This is a genomic window from Sphingomonas rustica (assembly GCF_039652585.1).
Taxonomy (GTDB): domain Bacteria; phylum Pseudomonadota; class Alphaproteobacteria; order Sphingomonadales; family Sphingomonadaceae; genus Sphingomonas; species Sphingomonas rustica.
Map to the genome: position 1 here is coordinate 225,119 of NZ_JBDIZK010000002.1, position 24,743 is coordinate 249,861.

Here is a 24,743-nt window from a genome sequence, read left to right on the forward strand (position 1 = left end):
GGGCGGTTTCAATGCCGCATCGAACACCCCGTCGCTTCGATAGGGTCGGTTCATCTTGTTCGCCGCGGCGTGCGGAACCGTCCAGGATCGGATTTACGTAGAACTACTTAGCGGACTCCGGCGCGGTCCGCAGGCCGGACCCGTTCTGCCTCCGTCATAAGGTGACGCCGCGCTTCCAGATCGCGATCTCGCGCTCGCCATTGCGTTCGGCGGCGGTTTCCCTGCCCGAGGCGACCGCGCAGATCGTGTCGAGCAGCGCATCTGCCGCCGGGGCCATCCCATCGGTCAGCGCCAGTCCGGCGTCGAAGTCGATCCAGCCCGGCTTGCGCGCGGCCAGATCGCTGTTCGATGCGATCTTGATCGTCGGCACCGGAAAGCCGAGCGGCGTGCCGCGCCCGGTGGTGAACAGGATCGCCGTGGCGCCGGCGGCGGCCAGCGCGGTCGACGATACCGCATCATTGCCCGGCGCCTCGAGCAGCGTCAGTCCCCGGGTGCGGACGCGCTCGCCATAATGGCGCACATCGGTCACGGTCGCGTGTCCGGCCTTCTGCACCGCGCCCAGCGACTTTTCCTCCAGCGTGGTGATGCCGCCCGCGATGTTGCCGGGGGAGGGGTTTTCCGACACCGGCTCGCCATGGCGGACGAAATACGCCTTGAAGTCGCTCACCAGCTCGACGATCTCGTCGAACACCTGCTCGCTCGCGGCGCGCGCCATCAGCAATTGCTCGGCGCCGAAGATCTCGGGGATCTCGGTCAGGATCGCGCTGCCGCCTGCGGCGGTCACAACATCGCTCATGCGGCCGACCAGCGGGTTGGCGGTCAGGCCCGAAAACCCGTCCGACCCGCCGCATTTGACGCCCAGCACCAGCTCCGACAACGGCGCCGGCTCGCGCGTCGCCTGTGCGGCGACCTCGACCAGCTCGGCGACCAGCGCCAGGCCTTCCTCGATCTCGTCGCTCGACGCCTGTGCACCGATCGTGCGCAGGTTGGGGTGGTCGATCCCCTCGATCATCTTGCTGGTCTGGTTGTTCTCGCACCCCAGCCCGACAACGAGCACGCCGCCGGCATTGGGATGGTTGGCCAGCGCCGCCAGGATATCGCGGGTGCCGCGCAGGTCGTCGCCCAGCTGCGAACAGCCAAAGGGGTGCGGGAAGGCATGGACGCCGTCGACCCGCCCTCCGAATTTCGCGGCAGCGCGCTTGGCGATCTTCTGCGCCGTCCGCCCGACGCAGCCGACGGTCGGGATCACCCAGATCTCGTTGCGGGTACCCACCCGCCCGTCCGCTCGCCGATAGCCCAGAAAGCTGTGGCCGTCGGCATGCCTTTGCGGCGGCGACACCGGGCGATAGGCATAGTCGCCGCTTCCCTTGAGCGCCGTCGTCACATTGTGCGTGTGGACATGCTCGCCCGGCACGATGTCGCGGCTGGCAGTGCCGATCGGGAAGCCGAACTTCAGCACCGGCGCGCCCATGGCTACCGGCTTCACCGCGACCTTGTGCCCCTTGGGCACGGCAGCGGAGACGGTGACGCCGAGCGCGGTCTCGCCGGCCTCCACGTCGCGAAGGGCGGTGGCGACGCTGTCGCGCGGATCGATCTGGAACAGGGCGGGATGGGTCATGGCTGGGATATGGGTCCGTGGGCGGTCGCGTGCAGCAGGGCAGGGGGAGCGATCATGCCGATCTTCGTATCGGGCAAGCCATGATCTGGCGACCCGGATGGTGCGATCGATGTCGGCGCTCCTGCGTAGTCTAGCCCCGGCATTTTATCGCATAAAGCAGATATTTCTACTTCTCCGCCTGTTCGATGCCGATCGAACAGGATATGCCGTTAGCGTTACCATCGAGCCGAAGCTGCTCGATCAGGTCTGGCGAACGGCCATGGAGGGGAGAAGCACGTGATCAAGGGTTTGACGGGACTGGCGGCGCTCACGATGGCGCTTTGGAGCGGAACGGCGCTGGCCTCGGATGTGGTGCAGGTGCCGCACGGCGTCGTCGTGACGCCCGATTCGGGTCCCGCCAAGCGCGTCCGCGTGCTCGCCTATGGCGATGCCGCCTTTCGCGTCACCGCGGTCCCGGTCGAGACCGTCGAGGTGCCCGACAGCCTGATGGTCACCGCCAGGCCGGAGGGCCAGCCGGCGGTCAGCACCGCCAGGGGCATCGTCACGCTGAAGCTGCCGCGCGCGACCGCCGAGATTCGCCTGTCCGACGGCAATGTCCGCTTCCGCGACGCGGCGGGCAGGATCGTGCTGGCGGAATCGCCGCGCGGCACCTTCGGCCAGTCGGCGACGCCGGGCTATCTGACGATCCGCCAGCAGTTCAACCGCGCCACCGACGAGGGCTTTTACGGCCTGGGCCAGCACCAGAACCGGCAGATGAACTATAATGGCGAGGACGTCGAACTCGCCCAGCACAATATGGACATCGCCGTTCCCTTCGTCGTCTCGACCAAGGGCTATGGCCTGCTCTGGGACAACAACTCGATCACCCGCTTCGGCAATCCGACGCCCTATGCCCATGTCGGCCAGGGGCTGCGCGTCAGCAGTGGCGGCAAGCCGGGCTGGAAGGCCGACTATTATCTCGGCGACACGCTGGCGGTGACGCGGCAGGAGCCGTTCATCGACTATCAGTTCATCAAGGACCAGAAGAACTGGCCGGAAGCGGCCAAGGCGCAGACCGTCGCCAGCCCGCAGAGCGGCCAGAACACCGCCGGTGTCGTCGTCGGCAAGCAGCAGGTCGTGTGGACCGGCACCGTCAGGCCCGACGTGACCGGCACGCACAAGTTCCGCCTCTATGCGTCGAGCTACATCAAGGTGTTCGCCGACGGTAAGGAAGTCGTGAACGCCTGGCGCCAGAACTGGAATCCCTGGTTCCGCAATTTCGACCTGCCGATGACCAAGGGCAAGCCGGTCGAGATCCGCATCGAGTGGGAACCGAATGCCGGTTATCTGGCGCTGTTCCACTCGGATCCGCTGGCCGCGCCCGACCGCCACTCGCTGTGGATGTCGTCCGAGGTTGCCAAGGGGCTCGACTATTACGTCGTGACCGGCGCCGACATGGACGGCGTCATCGGCGGCTATCGCCACCTGACCGGCAAGGCCGAGATGATGCCGCTCTGGGCCTATGGCTTCTGGCAGAGCCGCCAGCGCTACGACACGCAGGAGCAGCTGCTGGGCGTGGTGCGCGAATATCGCAAGCGCCGCATCCCGCTCGACAACATCGTCCAGGACTGGTTCTACTGGCCCGAGGACCAGTGGGGCAGCCACGAGTTCGACAAGAAGCGCTTCCCCGATCCCGTCGGCATGGTGAACGAGGTCCATGCCCAGAATGCGCGGATCATGATCTCGGTCTGGCCGAAATTCTATCCCAACACCAAGAATGCGCAGGAGCTCGCCGCCAAGGGCTATCTCTACCAGGGCAATCTCGAGGCCAAGGAAAAGGACTGGGTCGGCCCGGGCTATCTCAACACCGACTATGATCCCTACGCCCCCGAGGCGCGCCAGATCTATTTCCGCCAGATGAAGGAGCAGCTGGTCGACAAGGGCTTCGACGCCTGGTGGATGGACGCGACCGAGCCAGACATCCATTCGAACCTGTCGATCGAGCAGCGTGCCGAGCGGATGGGCCCGACCGCCAAGGGACCGGGCGCCGCCTTCTTCAACAGCTATCCGCTGGTGCACGGCGAGGGCGTCGCCGACGGCCTGCGCGTGGCGCAGCCCGACAAGCGGCCGTTCATCCTGACCCGCTCGGGGTTCGGCGGTACCCAGCGGACGAGTTCGGCGCTGTGGTCGGGCGACATCGCGGCGCGCTGGGACGATCTGCGCGACCAGATCTCGGCAGGGACCAACCTGTCCATGTCCGGCGTGCCGAACTGGACGCACGATATCGGCGGCTTTGCGGTCGAGGATCGCTACACCAACGAGGAGCCTGCGCACCTTGCCGAATGGCGCGAGCTCAATCTGCGCTGGTATCAGTTCGGTGCGTTCAGCCCGCTGTTCCGCAGCCATGGCGAGACGCCGAAGCGCGAAGTGTACGAGATCGCGAAGGGCGACCAGGCGATGTACGACGCGATGGTCGACTATTCGCGGCTGCGCTACCGCCTGCTGCCCTATATCTACACCGTCGCCGCCGACACCTGGCACAAGGACGGGACGATGATGCGCGGCCTCGTCATGGACTTCCCGGCGGACAAGCGCGGCTGGGGCATCGACGACGAATATATGTTCGGTCCCGCCTTCCTGGTGGCGCCGGTCACCGAGTTCCGCGCGCGCAGCCGCGACGTCTATCTGCCGGCGGGTGCCGACTGGTATGATTTCGCCACCGGCGCCTTCCTGAAGGGCGGGCAGGTCGTGAAGGCCGATGCCCCGCGCGAGCGGATGCCGCTGTTCGTGCGTGCCGGATCGATCGTGCCGACCGGCCCCGCGCTGCAATGGACCGGCGAGCAGCCCGATGGTCCGATCGTCCTCCATGTCTTCACTGGCAAGGACGGCAGCTTCTCGCTGTACGAGGATGACGGACTGAGCCCCGGCTACAAGAAGGGCGCCTTCGCCCGCGTCCCGATCACCTGGAACCAGGCCAACGGCACGCTGACGCTCGGCGCACGCCAGGGCAGCTTTCCGGGCATGGCCGCGAAGCGCGCCGTGTCGGTCCGCTTCCATGGCCCGGACAAGGCGGTCGCTCCGGACTTTGCCGAGAATGGCGCGACGCTCGTGACCTATGACGGCAAGGAAGTGACGATCCGCCGCAAGTGACCGGTGAACGCTACCGGGTGCGCCGCCGCATCCGGTAGCGCGTCGGCGCAGACCGGAATCAGGCGATCCCGCGCCCGTCGATGCGAAGGACCGGGATCGTCTCGTCGGCCTTCGCCCCGGGCAGGGTCAGCGTCAGGCCCGCATCGCTCCGCTCGGTCCTGACGGTGCCGCCGCCCACCAGCGACACCCGCTCGATCACGGCATCGGGCAGGGCATGCCGGCCGAGCGCGGTCAGCGTCAGCGGGGCTTCCGGCCAGACGAGCACCGCGGCATACAGCGCGCCGCGATTGACCATGTAGCGCACATCACCCGCGGCGAACTTGACGTTACCCTCGCTGTGCATGCCGCCGCCCGGCCGGGTCGGGCCCTCGCCGAACCGGCGCCACGGCCGCGATCCGAAGATTGCCGCATCGCCGTTGCGCGCCATCCACCGCGCCAGATCGTCGAGGATCTTCTCCTCCTCGCCGTCGATCGACCCGTCGCCGCGCACCGGGATCGACAGCAGCAGGTTGCCGTTCTTCGACACGATGTCGCACAGCCGCTGGATCACTTCCACGGCCGGGACATAGGCCTTCGCCTCGTACCGCCAGCGATTATAGTGCCAGTCGCCGATGCAGGTGCAGGTCTGCCAGGGCAGGGGGCGGATATCCTCGACGAAGCCGCGCTCGACATCGTCGACCATCGCGCGGCGCAGTTCGGGGCTCAGCCGCTTGGCCGTCGCGACGACATCGACCTTGCCGTCGCGATTCAGGCCCTGGCCGTAATAATGCGCCAGCGCCTCGACCCCGACGCTGTCGAACGGCATGCCGTAATCGTCGAAATAGATCAGGTCGGGCCGGTATTTCTCGACCAGCTCCTTCTGGCGCATCAGCCAGCGCGCGACGAAATGCGGGTTCGCATCGGGGATGAACTCCATCCAGCGGCCGCTATGCGTCTCGTGAAAATCGTTCATCGCCGGGATCGAGCCGATGCCCTCCGGCGGTGCCATCGCCCGGCCGCCATACAGATGTTGCGGGTCCAGCCCGTCCCACCATCTGCCCTTGCCGTCCGCCGCGCTCAGCCGGAACGCGTCATAGCGCTCGCCGGCGCGCGGGCCCTCGGGATCATAGCCATAGCCGGTCTGCCACCAGTGCCAGGCATGGCTCGAATGGTTCGACACGCCGAAGCGCAGCCCCTCGGCCCGGACGATCTTTTCCCAGGTGCCGATAATGTCCTTCCTCGGCCCGACGCGGACGGAGTTCCACGGGTGATGGCTGCTGTCGAACAGGTCGAGATTATCGTGGTGGCTCGCCATCGCCATGATGTAGCGCGCGCCAGCCTTGCGATAGCGCCGCGCGAGATAGGCGGGGTCCCATTTCTCGCCCTTCCACCGGCCGATGATGTCGATGAAGCCGGTATCGGCCGGATGGCCATAGGTCTCGAGGTGATGATCGTAGAAGGGGTTGCCCTGCTGGTACATCTGCCGGCCGTACCAGTCGCCATGTTCGGGCACGCATTGCGGCCCCCAATGCGCCCAGATGCCGAACTTGGCGTCGCGGTACCAGTCCGGCACCTGCCATGCGGCAGCGATCGCCGACCAGTTCGCCGGCAGCGCCGCCCGGGCGCCCGCGCCAACCGTCGATCCGGCCAGCGCGGCACCCAGTCCGCCCAGCATCTTGCGTCTCGTGACCAGCGACACTCTCCCGATGGGGCACAGCCAATGCGCCCCGCCTGCCCATGGGAAATGGTACCGCTAACCTGCTGAACCGACAAGCCGGACGCGTCAGGCCTTGGCCCGTCGGCGCCACTCGGTCAGCGCGAACTCGGTATAGCCATTGGCCGCCGCCCGACCTTCGAAGACCAGCGCCCGCGCCGCGCGATAGGCCGGTCCGTCGAAGCCCGGGGCCATCGGCCGATAGAGCGGATCGCCTTCATTCTGGCGATCCACGACCGCCGCCATCCGCTGCAACGTCTCGTCGACCTGATCCTCCGTGACGACGCCGTGGCGCAGCCAGTTGGCGATATGCTGGGACGAGATGCGTAGCGTTGCCCGATCCTCCATCAGCCCGACGTCATGGATGTCGGGCACCTTCGAGCATCCGACCCCCTGATCGACCCAGCGCACGACATAGCCGAGAATGCCCTGGCAATTATTGTCCAGTTCCTCGGCGATCTCGGCCGGCGAGAAATTGGTGCCGGTCGCCAGCGGCGGGGTCAGCAGCGTGTCGAGCGCCCCGGTCACGGGTGCCTTCGCCATCTCGTCCTGCACCGCGAACACGTCGACCTCGTGATAGTGCATCGCGTGCAGCGTCGCCGCAGTGGGCGAAGGAACCCAGGCGGTCGTCGCGCCGCTCCTGGGATGGCCGATCTTCTGCGCCAGCATGTCGGCCATCCGGTCGGGCGCCGCCCACATGCCCTTGCCGATCTGCGCCTTGCCCTTCAGCCCGCAGGCCAGCCCGATGCCGACATTGCGCGCCTCGTACGCCTTGATCCAGCCGGTGTTGCGAACCGCCTCCTTGCGGACGATCGGGCCGCCTTCCATCGCCGTGTGGATCTCGTCGCCGGTCCGGTCGAGGAAGCCGGTGTTGACGAACACCACCCGCTCGCGCGCCGCGTGGATGCACGCGGCCAGATTGACCGAGGTGCGGCGCTCCTCGTCCATGATCCCGATCTTGACTGTGTTCGGCGCCAGCCCCAGCAGCCCCTCGACCCGCGCGAACAGCTCGCAGGCGAACGCGACTTCCTCCGGCCCGTGCAGCTTCGGCTTGACGATATAGATCGATCCCTTGCGGCTGTTGCGGACCGCGCCCTTGCCGTCGTGCAGCGCACACAACGTGGTGACGACCGCGTCCAGAATGGTTTCGGGCACGGCCTCGCCATCCAGCGTCGCGATGTCGCTCAGCATATGATGCCCGACATTGCGGACCAGCAGCACGGACCGGCCGGGCAGCACCACCGATCCCTCGCCGTCGGGGCGGGTATAGTGGCGATCCGGCTCCAGTGTGCGTTCTCCGCTCACGCCGCCCTTGGCGACGGCGGCGCTCAGGCTGCCCTGCATCAGCCCCAGCCAGTTGCGCCAGGCGAGCAGCTTGTCCTCGGCATCGACCGCGGCGACCGAATCCTCGCAGTCGATGATCGTCGACACCGCCGCCTCGATCAGCAGGTCGGACATGCCGGCCGGATCGCTGGCGCCGATCGCATGGTCGGGGTCGATCTGGATCTCGAGATACAGTCCGTGATGGCGCAGCAGGATCGCCGAGGGGTGGGCGGGGTCGCCGCGATAGCCGGCGAACGTCCTGCGATCCGCCAGCGCCGGGGCTAGCTCTCCCATCTCGACCGAATAGCCCGTGACGTCGCTATGGCTGCCCTCGGCCAGCGGCGCGGCCTGGTCGAGCAGCGCCTTGGCCCGCGCGATCACCCGCGCGCCGCGCGCCGGATCATAGCACTTGCCCTGGGGCAGGTCGCCCAGCGCGTCGGTGCCGTACAGCGCGTCGTACAGGCTGCCCCAGCGTGCATTGGCAGCGTTCAGCGCATAGCGGGCATTGGTGACGGGAACGACCAGCTGCGGCCCGGCGACGATCGAGAGCTCGGCGTCGACGCGCGAGGTCTCGATCGCGAACGGTGCCGGCTCGGGCACCAGATAGCCGATCTCGCGCAGGAACGCCTCATGCGCGGCGACATCGAACGGCTGGCCGGCGCGGTCGCGATACCAGCCGTCGATCTGCGCCTGCATCGTATCGCGCTTTGCCAGCAGCTCGGCATTGCGCGGGGCGAGATCGGCGAGCAGGTCGGCGAAGCCGTTCCAGAATGCCTCGCGATCCACGCCCGTCCCGGGCAGCGCCTCCTGGTCGATGAAGGCGGCGATACGGTCGTCGATGGTCAAACGGGCACGGTCCACAGGAGACTCCTTGGGCAAGGTCTGGTCTGGTTCCTGGGGAAGGAGCCCCGGATGTAGCCGAATTCGCCGGAGGGGCAAGATGGCCGGTGGCGAATTTCACGTCGATTGTCGCGCCCAGCCGTCGCCCGCAGGCTCCAGCGTCCGGAGAAAGGCTTCCGCGCTGTCCAGATACTCGGCCTGCTTCTCCGGGCTCATCCGCCGCCAGGTGGCGTACATGTTGGACATGCGCGGATTGCCGGAGACCCGCTTTTCGTGCCGCGCCAGGAAATGCCAGTAGAGCGCGTTGAACGGACAGGCATCGGGACCCGTCTTCAGCTTCACGCTGTAGCGGCACCGCCCGCAATAGTCCGACATCCGGTCGATATAGGCGCCACTGGATACATAGGGCTTGGACGCGATCATGCCGCCATCGGCAAACTGGCTCATGCCGATGACATTGGGCAGTTCGACCCATTCATAGGCGTCGAAATAGACGACCAGGAACCAGTCCGAGATCGCCCGGGGATCGACCCCGGTCAGCAGCGCGAAATTGCCCAGCACCGTCAGCCGCTGGATATGATGGGCATAGGCTTCGCGCCTCGTCTGGCCGATGCTTTCCTTCAGGCACCGCATCTCGGTGTCGCCCGTCCAGTAGAATTCGGGCAGCGGCCGCGTCGCCTTCAGCGCGTTGCGCTCCGCGAATTTCGGCATGTCCCACCAATACATGCCGCGGATATATTCGCGCCAGCCGATGATCTGGCGGATGAAGCCCTCGACCGAATTGAGCGGTGCCGTGCCGGCGCGATAGGCGTCCTCCGCCGCGCGGCAGACCTCGATCGGATCGAGCAGGCCCAGGTTCAGGCACAGCGACAGGCTGCTGTGATAGAGATAGTCCTGCCCGGCGACCATCGCATCCTGATACTGGCCGAAGTCGGGCAGGGCGGCTGTGATGAAATGCTTCAGCGCCTTCAGTGCCTGCGCGCGCGTGACCGGCAGGCCGAACGGCTCGAGATCGCCGAAATGACCGCCGAAGCGCGCCGCGATGAGCGCCATTACGTCGCGGGTGATGGCGTCGGGTTCGAACCGCTCGGGCGGGGGATAGTTGAGCCCGCGCGGCGGTGTAGCACGATTTTCCTTGTCCAGATTCCAGATCCCGCCTTCGGGCTTGCCTTCGTCGGTCATCAGCAGTCCGGTGCGGCGGCGCATCTCGCGATAGAAATATTCCATGCGATATTCGCGCCGCCCCTGCGCCCAGGCGTAGAAATCGAGCAGCGGGCAGACGAAGCGGTCGTCGCTCAGGACATCGACCGGCAACCCGGTGCGATCCGCCCATTCGTCCTGGAACTGCCGCACCCGATATTCGGCGCCCTCGACCACGCGGATCGCACTCGCCTTGTGCCGCTGCGCCGCGCGAACGACCTCGCCGGTGAAGCTCTGGCTGTTGTCGGCGGCGTCCAGCGGCACATAATCGACCGTCCAGCCGTCCGCGCGCAGCGCCTCGGCGAAATGCCGCATGGCCGAGAAGATCAGCGCGATCTTCTTCTTGTGATGGCGGACATAGGTCGCCTCGTCCCACACCTCCATCATCAGCACGATCGCATCGCCGCGCTCTACATCGCGCAGGCTGGCGAGCCCCGGCGACAGCTGGTCGCCCAGCACCGGGATCAGGATCGTCATGACCGACCGCCGCGCCCGTGTTGATCCGCGGCGGCCGTCATGCGTTCTGGCCGGGTCGCGGCGCGAAGTTCACTGTCCATGTCAGCAAATGCCGGAACCCCCGGCGCAAGTTCCCTCGGAGGGTCAATGCAGCAGGCGATCGTTATCGGGGCAGGGGGCGGGATCGGTCGCGCCTGTGTCGATCATCTCGTCCGCTCGCGACGGTACGGGCTCGTCCATGCCCTGTCGCGCGCGCCCGACCCGGATTCCTTGGCAGGGGTCCGTTCGGGGTCGATCGATATCGCCGATCCCGCCAGCATCGCCGCCGCGGCGGAGGCGTTTGCCGGCGATGTCGACCTCGTGATCGTCGCCACCGGCCTGTTGCACGAAGGCGGGCGCGGACCCGAGCGCAGCCTGGGCGCGCTCGATCCCGACTGGCTGCTGCGCCAGTATCAGGTCAATGCGATCGGTCCGGCGCTCGCGCTGAAGCATTTCGTGCCGAAGCTCGCCAGGGACCGGCGCAGCGTCATCGCCTGCCTGTCGGCGCGGGTCGGCAGCATTTCCGACAACCGGCTCGGCGGCTGGTACGGCTATCGCGCGTCCAAGGCGGCGCTGAACCAGATGGTTCGGACCGCGGCGATCGATATCGCCCGGACCCGCGCTCGGGCGGTGTGCGTGGCGATCCATCCCGGCACGGTCGAAACCGGGTTGAGCGCGCCGTTTCGCGGCCGGGTGCCGCCGGACCGGCTCTTTTCGCCGGCCGTCGCGGCGGGACATCTGCTCGCGGTTCTCGACGGCCTGCAGCCCGCAGACAGCGGCGGCATCTTCGCCTGGGACGGATCGCCGATCGCGCCCTGATGTCCAGCGTCTCAGGCGTGCGAGAGCGCCGCCGCCAGCCCGCGGATATCGACCCGCGCCTTCAACCGGGCGGCGAGCAGCGCGGTGCCGCTCACCTTGCGCTGGACGAACAGCGTCTCGACATCGGGGACGTGCCAGGTCGCCTTGTCGGCGATCATCGCCCGGGCTTCCTCGCGGACGACGGGCACGAAGGCGCGATCGCCGAAGTCGAACGGGCCGGGCCGGTTGAGCGCGGTATCGATCGCCGCGATCATCCGGTCGATCGCCGGCCGGTGCGCATCCGCCGCCGCGGCGCCGACGAAACCGGTTTCGATCGCCACGTCGCGCACGGCGTCCAGGTCGCGCGACAGGCCGGCTGCGATCAGCCGGCGATAGGCGTCCGACGTTGCCGCAGGCACCGCGCGCGTCGCACCGAAGTCGAGCAGGACCAGCGCACCGCGTTCGGGCTGCCAGCGATAATTGGCGAAATTGGGATCGGTCTGCATCACCCCGAATTCGAAGAGTTCGCGTAGCACCAGCGACACCAGGGCGGTCGTTGCCCGGTCGCGCTCGTCCTGGCCTGCGTCCGCCAGCGTCTCGATCGGGCGGCCCTCGACATAGCTCATCGCCAGCACCTTGGGCGTCGTCAGCGCCGCTTCCAGCACCGGCACGACATAGCGGGCGTCGCCGTCCAGCCTCGCGCCATAGGCGCGCATCTGCTCGCCCTCGCGGACATAATCGGCTTCCTCTGCCAGTTGCCGCTTGGCCTCGGCCAGCAACGGCTTCAGGTCGATCGTGGGGGGAAGCACTCCCGATACCCTGAGCAGGGTGGCGACATTGTCGACATCCGAATCGATGCTCTCGGCAATGCCCGGATACTGGACCTTGATCGCGAGCAACCGCCCGTCGGGCAGGGTGGCGCGGTGGACCTGGCCGATCGACGCCGCGGCCATCGGCGACGCCTCGAAATGGCGGAAGCGCCGCCGCCAGTCCGCGCCCCATTCCTGGCGCAGCACCCGGTCGAGTTGCGCCGGCGGCATGCGATAGGCCTGGTTGCGCAACCGCGCGAGGATCGCCGACAATTCGGGCGGCAGGACGTCGCCCGCATCCATCGAGATCATCTGGCCCAGCTTCATCGCCGCGCCGCGCAGGTGTGACAGCCGGTCGGCGACGCGTGCGGCATTGGCGGGGGTCAGGACCAGGTCGCCCATCTTCGGCCGCTCGCCGGCGGCAAGGCGCCTGGCGCCTTCGGCCAGCATGCCCCCGGCAACCCCGCCGGCCAGTCGCCCGAAGGCGCCCAGCCGCGCGATCCTGCCGCTGGGCACCGCCCGGTGCCGCGACCTCTTGTCGTCATCATCCTGCTGCATGCGCGAACAGCGCGGGACTGGCGCGTCGGTTCCACGTCGGCGACCGCAATTCCGCCGCGACGCAGGGCGCAGGATCGACTAGGAGAGCCGGCTCGCATTCCCAATGATCTTGCAGGTTCCGAAGTGACGTCCCCCATGCCGATCCAGGTCGCCGCGCTGTATCAGTTCACGCCGGTCGAGGATCCGTCCGCGCTGCGTGCGCAGCTTCAGCCGCTCTGCGATGACCTGGGGCTCAGGGGAACGTTGCTGATCGCTCCGGAAGGACTGAACGGCACCATCGCCGGCGACGATGCCGCGATCGCCGCGATCCTTGCCCATCTTCGCGCGCTGCCGGGCTGTGCCGATCTGGACGTGAAGCTGTCGCGCGCGCCGGCAATGCCGTTCGACCGGATGAAGGTGCGGCTGAAGCGCGAGATCGTGACCATGGGCCAGCCCGATATCGATCCGCTGACCGATGTCGGCCATTATGTCGATCCCGCCGACTGGAATGCGCTGATCGAGGCGCCCGACACGATCGTAATCGACACGCGCAACGCCTATGAAGTCGCCCTCGGCAGCTTCCAGGGCGCGATCGATCCGCACACGCGAAGCTTTCGCGAATTCCCCGACTGGTTCCGCGCGTTCCGCAAGGCGCGCGAGGCCGATGGGCCGATGCCCCGGGTCGCGATGTTCTGCACCGGCGGCATCCGCTGCGAAAAGTCGACCGCCTTCCTGAAGGCCGAGGGGCTGGACGACGTCTATCACCTCAAGGGCGGCATCCTCGCCTATCTCGAGCAGGTGCCGGCAGCCGACAGCCGCTGGGAAGGCGAGTGTTTCGTGTTCGACCAGCGGGTGACGGTGAAGCACGGCGTGGAACCCGGCGAACGCCGCCTGTGCCCCGCCTGCCAGACCCCGCTGACCGAGCGCGGTTGCGAGCGCTGCACCTAAATTCCTCCCCGAGCTCGCTCGGGGAGGGGAACCATGCGAAGCATGGTGGAGGGGCCAACCCGGCCGCCCCCGGCGAACCGATCGCGGCTCCACCACCGCAATTCCCCTCCACCACGCCCTGCGGGCGCGGTTCCCCTCCCCGAGACGAGCTCGGGGAGGATCTGAGCAATGCCACCGCCGCGCCTGAAATCCTCCCCGAGCTCGCTCGGGGAGGGGAACCATGCGAAGCATGGTGGAGGGGCCGACCCGGCCGCCTCCGGCGAGCCGATCGCCGCTCCACCACCGCAATTCCCCTCCACCCCGCCCTGCGAGCGCGGTCCCCTCCCCGAGACAAGCTCGGGGAGGAATGAAGACGCACTCACTTCCGCGCCGGCAACACCCTCTTGTCCAGCTTCGCCGCCACGCCGACGTTCCGTCCTGCCAGGTTCGGGATCGACAGTCGCAGCGAGCTCCCCATCACCTGCGCCGCCTCGGACAGGGTCAGCCCGTAATCCTGCTGCAGCCACTGGATCATGCCCGTCGTCGCGAATTTCAGCGCCTCGTCCAGCGACCCGGCCTGACCCAGCACCATCAGCTCGGTCGGCGATTCGATCCGCGGCATCGACACCGAACGCCCCTTGATCAGTTCGACGCGGAACTCGACGTCCAGCGACGTCTCCAGCGCGAATTGCGACGTCTCGCCGTCGCCCTGCAGCGCGTGTCCGTCGCCGAGATAGATCAGCCCGCCAGGTTGCAGCACGGGCAGCGATACGCTGTTGCCCTCGATCACTTCGGGAAAGTCCATATTGCCGCCGGCGCGGCCGGTGTCGCCGGTCGACAGCGGCGCGGCGCCCGGGCCGCTCGCCAGCGCCAGTCCCCCCAGCATCGGCCGCAGCGGCACGCGCAACGCCCTCAACGCGCCGGTCGCCCCCTCGGGCGTCGCGAAGCCCCCGACACGATCCAGCTTCCAGCGCACCGGCTTCCCCAGGTCTCCCGCCTGCGCCACCAGCGCCCGCCCTAGTGCTCTGCCCACGATCGCATCCAGGCTGTCGGCCCAGTCGCGGTTCAGGCGCAGCGTTTCGATATGGATCACGATCGTGTCGCCGGGCGCGGCGCCGGCGACGAAGAAGGGGCCGGTCTGCGGATTGCCGAACAGCGCGCGGGTGACGCCCTTCGCATCCATCCCTCCCGAATCGAGGGTCGTCGTTCGCACCCGGTCGCCCGGCCAGATCGTCAGGACCGGGGGGCGATCGGGCGAGAAGGCGTTGGCGTAGACGGTGGGCGCGAAGTCATGGGTGCGGGAGCCGCCGGCCGGCCGGTCCGGCACTCGTCGTGCGGTGAAGGAATGGCGCGCGCGGCGTGCCGGGTCGTTGCTGTCGGGAAAGTCCGCCTCGCCGGTCAGTACGCCCTTCGCCAGCCGCCCAGTGAATGCGTAGCGAACATTGCGAGCACCGTTGACGGTCAAGGTGATGCGGTCGCCGGCGATGGTTCCGCTGACCGGATCGCCGTCCCAGTCGCCGGACACCCGCGGCCCCGACCGCGCCAGGTTGAGGATCGAATATTCCAGATTGCCCCATCGATCGGTCGCCACGATCCACTGGCCGTTCAGTGCCGGCTGCGCTGCTGCCGGCGCCACGACCGCGATCGACGTTGCCAGTGCCAGAAAAACGCCGCGCATCCGATCCTCCCACCATAAAACGCTGTCGACTACACTTGTAGTCGAACGGTCCGCGGGTGCAAGGCCGGATGGGGCAGATGCCGCTGCCGGCGGCGGCGCGAAGGGGCATCCTCACGAGCCGCCGCCGGCAACGAACCTCGGGGTCAGCGCTGGACGGCGGACAGCGGCACGTGCTTCCAGAACGCCTTCACCTCATCGTCATAGCCGGTAAGGTCATAGCGCAGCAGCGACACCGGCAGGCGGCCGGTGTTCATCAGGTAATCGTGATAGTCCTTGATCGAGAAGGCGTCGCCCAGCTGGCGGCGGCGATCGACCATCAGCTTCTGCAACTGCATGCTGCCGATCGTATAGGTCATGCCATAGCCCGGCGGGCGACGGATATAGATGCCGGCATCGACCCGTGCGACATTGTCGTCGAGATAGGGCGTCCACTTCTTCCAGAAGGTCATCGTCTCGCCGACGGTCATCTCGTTGCGCTGCATCTTCACGTCGCCGATCGTCCGCGCCGAACGGAACAGGCCGAAGATGTAGATCAGCTCGCGGGTGCGCGGACGGTCGTCGAACAGGCCGAGCTGGAGCGCCGCCTCTTCCAGATAGAAGCCCCAGCCTTCGGTACGGCCGCTGTCGCTGATCCGGCTGCGGATCGGATGCGTCACCCGCTTGCCGGTCATTCCGTCGAAGCGGTGGCCGGGGAAGGTGGCGTGGAGATGATCGGGTGACGCGTCGCGGAACTGGATCTGCTCCCAGAACATCGGTCCGGTCGGACGGACGATCCACGGGGCGTTGAAGCCGACCTCCTGATAGGTGCCGGGGATATAGTCGGGGATCGTGATGATCTCCTCGTCCTTCAGCCATTTGCGGATCTTGGCATCGGTGCCGGCCAGCTGCGCCTCATATTCCTCGCCCGACTTGGGCAACTCGAGTTCGGGCAGCTTGCGGTTGCGATGGCGTTCGGTGGTGTAGTTGGCCCAGAACCGCTCGAGCTCGCGTTCGCCCAGCGTCACGATCTGGTCGGAGGTGTAGGGCATCAGCCGGACATTGGTCAGGAACCAGTCATAGGCCGGCTTGCCGACGCCGGCGCGCGCGGTCATCGACGGACGCTGCGCCACCAGCCAGTCGCGATAGGCCAGGATCGCCTTCTCGGCCGCCTTGATATCGCCGACCAGCGCGGGCTGCTGTTTCTCCGCCCGGCCGCGCAGGTCGGCAAACCAGCCGATCAGGCCCTCGGGCTCGACCGCGCGATAGGGCATGCCGTGGCCGACGCCGTCGCCGTTGGACAGGCTGTGGATCGCGAGGTCGGCATAATCCGACGCGACCGAATCGAGGTTGATCCGCGCCTGGTCCAGATAGGCGGGGATCGCCTTCAACCGGCCGCGATAGGCGGTCAGCGCCTCGCCCTTCAGCGGCAGCTCGGCATAAGCGAGCTTCTGAAGCTCGTCGACATACATGCCGGGGTCGCGGGCCCAGGGCTTGAGGATGTTCAGCGTGAAGTCCTGCAGGTCCATCTGCGCGCGGACCGCGAGATAGTCGACCTGCTGGTGCCGGTCCCAGCGCGCGACCGAGAAACCGGGCAGCTTCGCCTGGAAGTCGCGCAGCTCGGCGCGGCGCTTCTCGACCGTCGCGGGGCTGTAGTCGACGACGCCGTTCACCGCCTTGGGACTGCGCCAGTCGTCGAAGGCGAGGAACAGCGTGGTCAGATCGGCATAGCTGCCCTGACCGTCGGGCGGGCCCGCGACCGGCGTGGTTGCCTGCTGTGCCGCCGCCGGCGCGATCGCCGCCGGTGCGAGCATCGCGCAGCCCGTCATCAGCGTCGCGATCATCAAGCTTGTCGTTTTGCGCATGTCGACCCTCCCGGTTCCCCGCGGCATGGATGAGGTCCCGCCGCTTCGGTTTCTAGATAAAACCAACAACATGTGATTTGTAACACGATGCGTTGAGATTTGGCGTTGGTCAAGCCACACCGAATCGGTTCGATCTCGCAATGTCGAACTGGCGCCAGGGCGGATCATCGGCGGGTTTGGCGTTGGAAACAAAGCGATATTTCGATCGGTCCGCCGCGAGTTCGCTACTCATTATGGCGAGCGTAAGAGGGGCGGGCGATCCAGGCGTCGAGAAAAATCGTGCGCGACCGGCTCGGTTGGGACAGCTTTGTTACCTGAAAGCGACACTTTTCACATTTTTTCGTCAGGCCGAATTGACCAGCTGTTTTTAATATGCTCAAAATCACGCACTTGTTCACGGAAAGAGGGCGCGATCGACGTCTGAGGCGGAACGAGGCTGCAGGCGAGCGTATCAATCGGGGAGACGAACATGTCCAAGAAGCGGGTTGCAGTGATGCGGGCGGGGTTGAGGAGCGGTTCTGCACTGCTCGCATCCATGCTCGTAATGGGTACGGCGATGGCACAGACCGAAGAGCCGGTCGTGGCAGAGGAATCCGAATCGATCGTCGTGACGGGCTCGCGCATTCCGCGCCCCGACGTCGTGTCGAACAGCCCGGTCAACGTCATCGGCGAGGAAGAGATTCGTCTCACCGCCACGAACGAGACCGACCAGCTGCTGAACGCGCTGCCCCAGGCGGTGTCGGGCGCCGGCGCGCAGTCGAACAACGGCAACGGATCCGCCACCGTCAACCTGCGCAACCTGGGCACCGTGCGCACGCTGGTGCTGCAGAACGGCCGCCGTATCGTCGGCGCCAGCCAGGACGGCGTGGTCGATCTCAACATGATCCCGCCCTCGCTGGTGAAGCGGGTCGAGGTCGTCACCGGTGGCGCGTCCGCGGTGTACGGCTCGGACGCGATGGCCGGCGTCGTCAACTTCGTGATGAAGGACGATTTCGAGGGCCTCGAACTTGGTGCCTCCTACGGCCTCAGCGATCGCGGCGATGCGCAGCGCTACAATATCGACCTGACCGTCGGCGGCAATTTCGCCGATGGCCGCGGTAACATCGTGTTCCACGGCAGCTATTATGACCGCAAGCAGGTCACCGGTGCTGCCCGCGATCATGCCAGCCTCTTCTATGTCGACGCGGTCCAGAACGGCCAGGGCGTCCTGGTCCCGGGTGGCAACGGCGTCACGCCGCAGGGCACGATCTTCGCGCCGGCACTGGTCGGCGAGAAGGATCAGTTCGGCAACACGATCGGCACCGCCGGCATCTTCTTCGCGCCCGAGGGTTGGCGCGCCTATCGCACCAGCGACGGCTTCAACGACCGTCCCTTCACCAACCTCCAGATGCCGATGAAGCGCTGGCAGGGCTCGGTGAACGCCCATTACGAGCTGACCGGCGGCGTCACCGCCTTCTTCGAAGGTTCCTATGTCCGCAACGAGATCAACTCGGTGCTGGGCGCGGTGCCGATGAGCAGCTCGGGCTTCATCCCCGGCTTCCAGCTAGACCTGCGCAATCCCTATCTCGCGCCGTCGCTGCGGTCGTTCCTCAGCACGAACCTGGATGCGGACGGCGACAATCTCGTCACGCTCAACATCAACCGCCGCCTGCTCGACTTCGGGTCGCGCACCAGCGACCAGACCCGCGAATTCTCGCGCTTCGTCGTCGGCCTGCGCGGCGACCTGTCGAGCCGACTGAAGTGGGAAGCCTATTACAACCAGGGCGACGTCACCATCACCGACCGCCAGGGCGGCGGCGTGCTGATCGACAATTTCGCCAACAGCTTCCGCACCAACCCGGCCGATCCCTATGACTGCCTGGTCGCCGATCCGCGCTGCGTCACGATCAACCCGTTCGGGCTGAACTCGCTGACCCAGCCGATGATCGACTATATCTCGACCGAGCTGACCAACATCACCGTGCTGAAGCAGAAGCAGGTCGGCGCCAGCATCACCGGCACGCTGTTCACGCTGCCGGCCGGCGATGTCGGCATCTCGGTGGGCGCCGAATATCGCGAGGAAAGCTCGCGCTTCGATCCCGACCAGCTCTATGTCCAGGGCAAGGCGCTGTCGCGCTCGGCGGGCCTCCAGCCCACCGCGGGCGGGTTCGACGTCAAGGAAGCCTATGGCGAGCTCTACGTCCCGATCCTGGGCGGCATGCCCGGCATCGAGCTGCTGGCGTTCGAGGGCGGCGTCCGCTTCTCCGACTATTCGACCGCCGGCTCGGTCGTGTCGTACAAGGCGGGCGGCGAGTACACGCCGTTCCGTGGCCTGAAGTTCCGCGGCCTGTACCAGCGGGCGGTGCGTGCACCGAACGTGGTCGAGCTGTTCTCGGGCGCGACCAACAACGCCACGCTGGCGACCGACTTCTGCAACGCCACCTCGTCCCGCACCGCGGCGGAGCGCGCCTTCTGCGTCACCTCGCTGGGCGTGCCCGCCTCGCTGATCGACGTGTTCCAGCAGGAGAATACCCAGATCCGCTCGATCACCGGCGGCAATCCGAACCTGCAGGAGGAAACCTCGGACACCTGGTCGGTCGGCGCCGTGCTTCGCCCGACCATGATCCCGAACCTGCAGGTTACCGTCGACTATTACAACATCACCATCGACGGTGCGATCGCGGTGTTTGGCGGCGGGCTCCAGCCGACCATCACGGCCTGCCGCGCCAACCTGTCGACCAGCAACCCGTTCTGCGCGGTGCTGGGCAACCGCACGCCCGACGGCCAGCTGTTCGACGTGCCGCTGCTCAACGCCAACATCGCCAGCATCAAGGCGTCGGGCATCGACTACCGCCTCGACTATCGCCACAGCATCGGGTCGATGGGCAGCCTCAGCTACTTCCTGGCGGGCACCTATCTGCTGAAGAACACGACCAAGCCCAGCCCGGTCGTGGCCGAGGTCGACTGCGCCGGCTATATCGGTGGCGGCACCTGCGGCAGCGCCAACCCGCACTGGCGCCTGACCCAGCGCATCACCTGGGAAAATGGCGGCTTCCAGCTCTCGCTGCGCCATCGCTTCATCGGTTCGGCCCGCGACGGTCGCATCGCGGCGGCAAAGGCATCGGGCGCTGCGGCTCCGCTGCTGGCGGTGCCGGAGACCGGCGACATGAGCTATTTCGACCTGAGCGCGAACTATAATTTCGAGGGCGGGTTCACCCTGTTCGGTACGATCGACAACATGCTCGATCACAATCCGCCCTTCCAGCTCTACGAGCGTGAAACCTACGACGCGATCGGTCGCCGGTTCACGATCGGCTTCCGCAAGAAGTTCTGAGATGGAATGATACCGGCGGCGACAGGGTCGCGTCGCCGCCGGTATCGATCGCCCGATGTCCGTCGAGGGCAGGGCGGTCGGTCAGAAAAACAGTCGAGGTGATGATGTCGAGATTCCGTGCCTCCGGGCGTTCCGCCGCAGCGTTGCTGCTGATCGCCTCGCTCTCGCTTCCGGGCATCGCGCTGGCCCAGGCGCAGCCGGCGGCCCAGTCGCACGCCCCGGCTCAGGGTACCGCCCAGGTGCCCGGCACGTCGCTCTCGATCGACGAACTCTATCGCTATCGCAGCCTCGTCGGCATCCCGCCGGAGGGCTATAGCTGGTCGCGCGACGGGGGTACCGTCCTGTTCCTGTGGAACGAGGAGGGCTATGCCTTTCGCGATATCTGGTCCTATTCGGTCCGCACCGGCAAGAAGACCCGCCTGACCTTCCTCGGCCGCGATGCCAAGCCCGAGGCCGAGCAGAAGGGCGTCGCCCAGGCGGTGTTCCTCGACAGGGGCCGGGTCGCCTTCACGCTGAACGGCGCGCTCCACATCCGCGAGGCCGATGGCCGCGTGATCAAGGTCGAAGGGGACAAGCAGGCGATCCGCAAGCTCGCCGTGTCGCCCGATGGATCGAAGCTGGCCTTCGTCTCCGGCACCCAGGTCGATGCGCGCAACCGCGTGACGCTGGGCGGCATCCTGTGGGTCCGCGATGCGTCGGCCGGCGAGGGCAATCTGGCCCGCCGCACCGTCGGCGACGACGATCCGAAACGCTATATCGACGATTTCCACTGGTCCGACGACGGCAAGGCGATCGCCTTCCAGCAGGCCGACGACCGCGCCATGCCCGAACGCGACATCTTCTATTATGCCAAGGGCGGCCTGCAGAATAATCGCGTGATCCGCGCCTTCCCGGGCGACGAGACGACCAAGGCGACGGTCGGCGTGGTCGATCTCGCCTCGGGCAACACCCGCATGTTCGAGCGTCCGGATGCGAAGCATCATGTCTGGAGCTACGGCCTGTCCGGCGACGGCAAGCGGCTGTTCGTCAGCGGCTCCGACATGGAGGCCAAGGAGCACAGCATCTATCTCTACGACGTCGCCACCGGCACGCGGGAGACCTTCTACCAGCTGCGCGAACCCAAGCATCTGCGGCCCGACTGGCAGGTCGCCTGGGCGCCCGGCGACGACGGCCTGATCATCCTGACCGACCGCGACGGCTGGCTGCAGCTCTATCACCAGAAAAAGGCAGGCGAGACGCCGCGCCAGATCACCAGCGGCAAATGGGAGATCGCGTCTTTCGAGGTCGATCGTGCGAAGCGCCAGCTCTATTTCGTCGCCAACAAATCCTATCTGTCCGATCGCCAGCTCTACCGCGTTCCGGTGGCGGGCGGGACGATCCAGCAGATCAGCGGTCCGGCGCCCGGCACGCACGAGCCGGTCTATTCGCCCGACTTCCGCCGGATCGCCGACTGGTACAGCAACGACACCACGCCGCCCGAACTCTATCTGGTCGACACCGCGAAGCCCGCGGCGAAGCCCGTCCAGGTGACCAAGTCGCCCCAGCCCGACTTCTATACCCAGACCTGGGCGAATATCGGCTATTTCGAATTCCCGAGCCATGTTGACGGCGTCAATCTGCTCGGCCGGGTCAGCCTGCCGGCCAATTACGACCCGTCGAAACGCTATCCGCTGATCGTCGGCTCGGTCTATTCCGATGCGGTGCGCAACCAGTGGGGCGGCCGTCGCGCCCACCCGACCTGGGGCCTCGACCAGTATTTCGTCGCGCAGGGCTATATCGTCCTCAACGTCAACGTCCGCGGCTCCTGGGGGCAGGGGCGCGATCACAACCAGACCCAGTATCACAGCTATGGCGAGACCGACATCAACGACCTGGAAAGCGGCGTCCGCTTCCTGGTGTCGAAGGGCTATGTCGATCCGAAGCGGGTCGGCATCTGGGGCTCCAGCTATGGCGGCCTGATGACGATCATGTCGCTGTCGAAGAAGCCGGGCGTCTATGCTGCGGGCATCGCCGGCGCCCCCGCCACCAATGTGTGGCACGCCTATCCGGGCCAGATGTGGATCATGGGCCCGCCCACCGGTCCCGACATGCCCAAGCGCTATGAGGATCAGTCGGCACTGTTCCAGGCCAAGGGGATCAAGGATCCGCTGATGATCATCCACGGCACCCGCGATCCCGTCGTGCTCTATTCGGACACGATGGCGCTGATCGAGGGGATGATTCAGCGCGAGCAGATGTTCGAGCTGGTGACGCTGCCCGGCGCCAACCACGCCTGGGCAAGCGATACGCTGCCCCAGGCGCGCTTCGCCTTCAGGAAGATGGCGGACTTCTTCGACCGCAACGTCAAGAACCGGGACTGATCGATGATGCGGCGGGGCATGGCGGCACTCATGGGATGCGGGGCGATGCTGGCGGCGCATGCGGCGCAGGCGCAGCCCGAGGTGCAGGCGCTGGGCGCCGACTTCTGGGCATGGCGCGCCGCGACCCAGCCGGCGACCAGCGACGACATCCCCCGCATCGTCCGCCCGAAAGGCTGGACGCCCGACTGGTCGCCCGCCGCGGTCCGCACGCAGGAAACGCGGCTGGCCGCGTTCGAGACGCGGTGGAAGGCGCTTGCCGCCGCCCCCCGGACGGTGACCGAGAAGGTCGATTATCGCCTCGTGGGCTCGGCGCTCGCGCGCGTCCGCTGGGAACTCGATCACGTCGCCGCCTGGCGCCGCCAGCCGCATTTCTACGTCGCCCAGGCGCTCAACCCGATCTTCGAGGTGCTGCTGCCCCCGCCGCCGGTCCAGCGCGACCGGGTCGAGGACGTCATCCGCCTGCTCGACAACGCCCCCGCGATCCTGGTCGCCGGGCGAACCAACCTGACCGACATGCGCGGACCTTTCGTGGACGTCGCGCTGCATCAGGTCGCCGACGTGCCGGCCAGCCTGCGCGGCATGGCGGCGGGGCTCGATCCCTTCGCCGATGCCGGCCAGCGCCGCCGGCTCAAGGCGTCGGTCGACCGGGCCGTCACCGCCTTCACCGCCTATGCCGAGTTCCTGAAGTCGCGCCGTGCCGGCCTGCCCGAGGCGACGGCGGTCGGCCGCGACGGCTATCGCTTCTTCCTCGGCCAGGTCGCGCTCTACCCCTATACCCCAGAGGAACTTCTGGTCATGGGGCGGCAGGAATGGGCGCGCGCGGTCGCGTTCGAGACGCTGGAGCGCAACCGCAACCAGGGCGTGGCCGAACTGCCGATCGGCGCCTCGATCGGCGCGGTCACCGCACGCCTCGATGCCGAGGAGCTGAAGGTCCGCCAGTTCCTGAAGGAGCATCGCCTTCTGACCGTGCCCGACTGGGCCGGCCATTATAATGCGCAGGCGTTCCCCGCCTATCTTGCGCCGATCGGCTGGCTGGGCCGCACTTTCGATCTCACCAGCCAGGCGCGGGTGGGACAGAATGCGACCGTCTATCTGCCCGAGCCGTCGCCGAAGCTCGGCTATTTCAACCTGTCGATCACCCGCGATCCGCGCCCGATCATCGTCCATGAAGGCGTGCCGGGGCATTTCTTCCAGCTGACGCTGGGGTGGAAGCATCCCAATGTGCTGCGCCGCCACTATTATGACAGCGGGGCGAACGAAGGCACCGGCTATTATGCCGAGGAGATGATGCTCCAGGCCGGGCTGTGGGCCGACGCGCCCAAGACGCGCGAGATGATCTATAATTTCGGCCGGCTGCGCGCGCTGCGGGTCGAGGTCGATGTCCGGCTGGCGCTGGGCGAGTTCACCATTGCACAGGCCGCGGACTATCTCGAATCGATGGTCCCGATGGACCGCGCCACGGCGGAGGAGGAAGCGGTGTTCTTCGCCGCCGCCCCGGGCCAGGCGATCAGCTATCAGATCGGCAAGATGCAGACGCTCGAATTCCTCGCCGAGGCGCGGGTGCGCCAGGGCAAGGATTTCGATCTGCTGCGCTTCCACGATTATCTCTGGCAGAACGGCAATGTGCCGATCGCGCTCCAGAAAGAAGAATATCTGTCGATGGCGACGGGCAAGTAGGGGGATGGCGTCGATGGAACTGGTTCGCTTTACCGAGCCGAGGTCGGGACTGTCCGTCCGCTGCCGGCTGCTTCAGGATGCCGCGCCGCAATCGTGCGACTTCCTGCGCGACCTCGCCTCGCGGGGCGCCGCGTTCGAGGCGGCGCATGCGATCTGGACCGGGCCCGAAATCTCGGTGCCGATGCCGTCGGCGGCGCTGCCCCAGGGGATGGACCAGCCGGCGATCCCGTTCGAGAACGCGACCTCCTATCCCGACACGGGCGACATCGTGCTCGCCTATCTGGCGGCAGGCAGCACCAAGGGGCTGCCGCCCGGCCCCTTCTACGACATCGGAATCTTCTATGCCGGCGGCGGGCGCCTGCTGATGCCGTTCGGCTGGATCCAGGCCAATGTCTGCGCCCGCATCGTCGACGAGGATCTGGCGAAGGCGGTCGCCGACTGCCGCACGATCCGTCGCAACGGCGCCTGCACCATCACCGTCGAACCGGCCTGAGGGGACACGGAT

At 67.0% G+C, this 24,743-nt stretch carries 14 protein-coding genes; 7 read left to right on the forward strand and 7 right to left on the reverse strand.

The features are described 5' to 3' along the window. Nucleotides 1-154 precede the first annotated feature (154 nt). Nucleotides 155-1,618, reverse strand: coding sequence for a UxaA family hydrolase (locus tag TPR58_RS04020; RefSeq protein ID WP_346245328.1), 1,464 nt, complete (start codon nt 1,616-1,618; stop codon nt 155-157). A gap of 276 nt (nt 1,619-1,894) precedes the next feature. Here TPR58_RS04020 and TPR58_RS04025 point away from each other — a divergent pair, with 276 nt between their 5' ends. Further along, entirely contained in the window at nt 1,895-4,747 is a 2,853-nt protein-coding gene (locus tag TPR58_RS04025; RefSeq protein ID WP_346245329.1) for a TIM-barrel domain-containing protein, read from the forward strand. 58 nt (nt 4,748-4,805) lie between these two features. Here the strand turns inward: TPR58_RS04025 and TPR58_RS04030 are convergent, their stop codons facing one another. From TPR58_RS04030 to TPR58_RS04040, 3 genes are all read right to left on the reverse strand, one after another. Continuing rightward, nucleotides 4,806-6,401: an alpha-L-fucosidase gene (locus tag TPR58_RS04030; protein WP_346245330.1), complete on the reverse strand. Its 1,596-nt coding sequence runs from the start codon at nt 6,399-6,401 to the stop codon at nt 4,806-4,808. A gap of 108 nt (nt 6,402-6,509) precedes the next feature. Next, a complete protein-coding gene (locus TPR58_RS04035) occupies nt 6,510-8,624 on the reverse strand; it encodes a malate synthase G (protein WP_346245331.1) in 2,115 nt (704 codons plus the stop codon). 96 nt (nt 8,625-8,720) lie between these two features. Continuing rightward, nucleotides 8,721-10,280, reverse strand: coding sequence for a cryptochrome/photolyase family protein (locus TPR58_RS04040; RefSeq protein WP_346245332.1), 1,560 nt, complete (start codon nt 10,278-10,280; stop codon nt 8,721-8,723). A 126-nt stretch (nt 10,281-10,406) separates the two neighbouring features. Here TPR58_RS04040 and TPR58_RS04045 point away from each other — a divergent pair, with 126 nt between their 5' ends. Then, entirely contained in the window at nt 10,407-11,117 is a 711-nt protein-coding gene (locus tag TPR58_RS04045) for an SDR family NAD(P)-dependent oxidoreductase (protein ID WP_346245333.1), read from the forward strand. Between the two features lie 11 nt (nt 11,118-11,128). Here TPR58_RS04045 and TPR58_RS04050 read toward each other — a convergent pair whose 3' ends face one another. Beyond that, entirely contained in the window at nt 11,129-12,463 is a 1,335-nt protein-coding gene (locus TPR58_RS04050) for an ABC1 kinase family protein (protein WP_346245334.1), read from the reverse strand. 135 nt (nt 12,464-12,598) lie between these two features. On the opposite strand from TPR58_RS04050, the gene trhO reads away from it, so the two are divergent. Further along, the gene (gene trhO / locus TPR58_RS04055) at nt 12,599-13,390 is read left to right on the forward strand and encodes an oxygen-dependent tRNA uridine(34) hydroxylase TrhO (RefSeq protein WP_346245335.1); all 792 of its coding nucleotides are present in this window, start codon (nt 12,599-12,601) and stop codon (nt 13,388-13,390) included. A gap of 358 nt (nt 13,391-13,748) precedes the next feature. On the opposite strand, the gene TPR58_RS04060 is transcribed toward trhO, so the two are convergent. Both TPR58_RS04060 and TPR58_RS04065 read right to left on the reverse strand, forming a co-directional pair. After that, nucleotides 13,749-15,047 (reverse strand): acetamidase/formamidase family protein, encoded by a 1,299-nt coding sequence (locus tag TPR58_RS04060; RefSeq protein ID WP_346245336.1) that lies wholly within the window; start codon nt 15,045-15,047, stop codon nt 13,749-13,751. A gap of 143 nt (nt 15,048-15,190) precedes the next feature. Next, the gene (locus TPR58_RS04065; RefSeq protein ID WP_346245337.1) at nt 15,191-16,888 is read right to left on the reverse strand and encodes a DUF885 family protein; all 1,698 of its coding nucleotides are present in this window, start codon (nt 16,886-16,888) and stop codon (nt 15,191-15,193) included. A gap of 556 nt (nt 16,889-17,444) precedes the next feature. On the opposite strand from TPR58_RS04065, the gene TPR58_RS04070 reads away from it, so the two are divergent. The 4 genes from TPR58_RS04070 (at nt 17,445) to TPR58_RS04085 (ending at nt 24,731) form a co-directional block, all read left to right on the forward strand. Continuing rightward, entirely contained in the window at nt 17,445-20,201 is a 2,757-nt protein-coding gene (locus TPR58_RS04070) for a TonB-dependent receptor plug domain-containing protein (RefSeq protein WP_346245338.1), read from the forward strand. Nucleotides 20,202-20,302: 101 nt separating this feature from the next. Further along, entirely contained in the window at nt 20,303-22,561 is a 2,259-nt protein-coding gene (locus TPR58_RS04075; RefSeq protein WP_346245339.1) for a S9 family peptidase, read from the forward strand. Nucleotides 22,562-22,579: 18 nt separating this feature from the next. Then, nucleotides 22,580-24,238, forward strand: coding sequence for a DUF885 family protein (locus TPR58_RS04080; protein ID WP_346245340.1), 1,659 nt, complete (start codon nt 22,580-22,582; stop codon nt 24,236-24,238). A gap of 13 nt (nt 24,239-24,251) precedes the next feature. Then, a complete protein-coding gene (locus TPR58_RS04085) occupies nt 24,252-24,731 on the forward strand; it encodes a DUF3830 family protein (protein WP_346245341.1) in 480 nt (159 codons plus the stop codon). Nucleotides 24,732-24,743 lie beyond the last annotated feature (12 nt).

Coding starts and splice junctions, on each gene's coding strand:
- TPR58_RS04020 (WP_346245328.1), bottom strand. CDS start 1,618: ATGACCCATCCCGCCCTGTTCCAGATCGATCCGCGCGACAGCGTCGCC.
- TPR58_RS04030 (WP_346245330.1), bottom strand. CDS start 6,401: ATGCTGGGCGGACTGGGTGCCGCGCTGGCCGGATCGACGGTTGGCGCG.
- TPR58_RS04040 (WP_346245332.1), bottom strand. CDS start 10,280: ATGACGATCCTGATCCCGGTGCTGGGCGACCAGCTGTCGCCGGGGCTC.
- TPR58_RS04045 (WP_346245333.1), top strand. CDS start 10,407: ATGCAGCAGGCGATCGTTATCGGGGCAGGGGGCGGGATCGGTCGCGCC.
- TPR58_RS04050 (WP_346245334.1), bottom strand. CDS start 12,463: ATGCAGCAGGATGATGACGACAAGAGGTCGCGGCACCGGGCGGTGCCC.
- trhO (WP_346245335.1), top strand. CDS start 12,599: ATGCCGATCCAGGTCGCCGCGCTGTATCAGTTCACGCCGGTCGAGGAT.
- TPR58_RS04060 (WP_346245336.1), bottom strand. CDS start 15,047: ATGCGCGGCGTTTTTCTGGCACTGGCAACGTCGATCGCGGTCGTGGCG.
- TPR58_RS04065 (WP_346245337.1), bottom strand. CDS start 16,888: ATGCGCAAAACGACAAGCTTGATGATCGCGACGCTGATGACGGGCTGC.
- TPR58_RS04070 (WP_346245338.1), top strand. CDS start 17,445: ATGGCACAGACCGAAGAGCCGGTCGTGGCAGAGGAATCCGAATCGATC.
- TPR58_RS04075 (WP_346245339.1), top strand. CDS start 20,303: ATGATGTCGAGATTCCGTGCCTCCGGGCGTTCCGCCGCAGCGTTGCTG.
- TPR58_RS04080 (WP_346245340.1), top strand. CDS start 22,580: ATGGCGGCACTCATGGGATGCGGGGCGATGCTGGCGGCGCATGCGGCG.
- TPR58_RS04085 (WP_346245341.1), top strand. CDS start 24,252: ATGGAACTGGTTCGCTTTACCGAGCCGAGGTCGGGACTGTCCGTCCGC.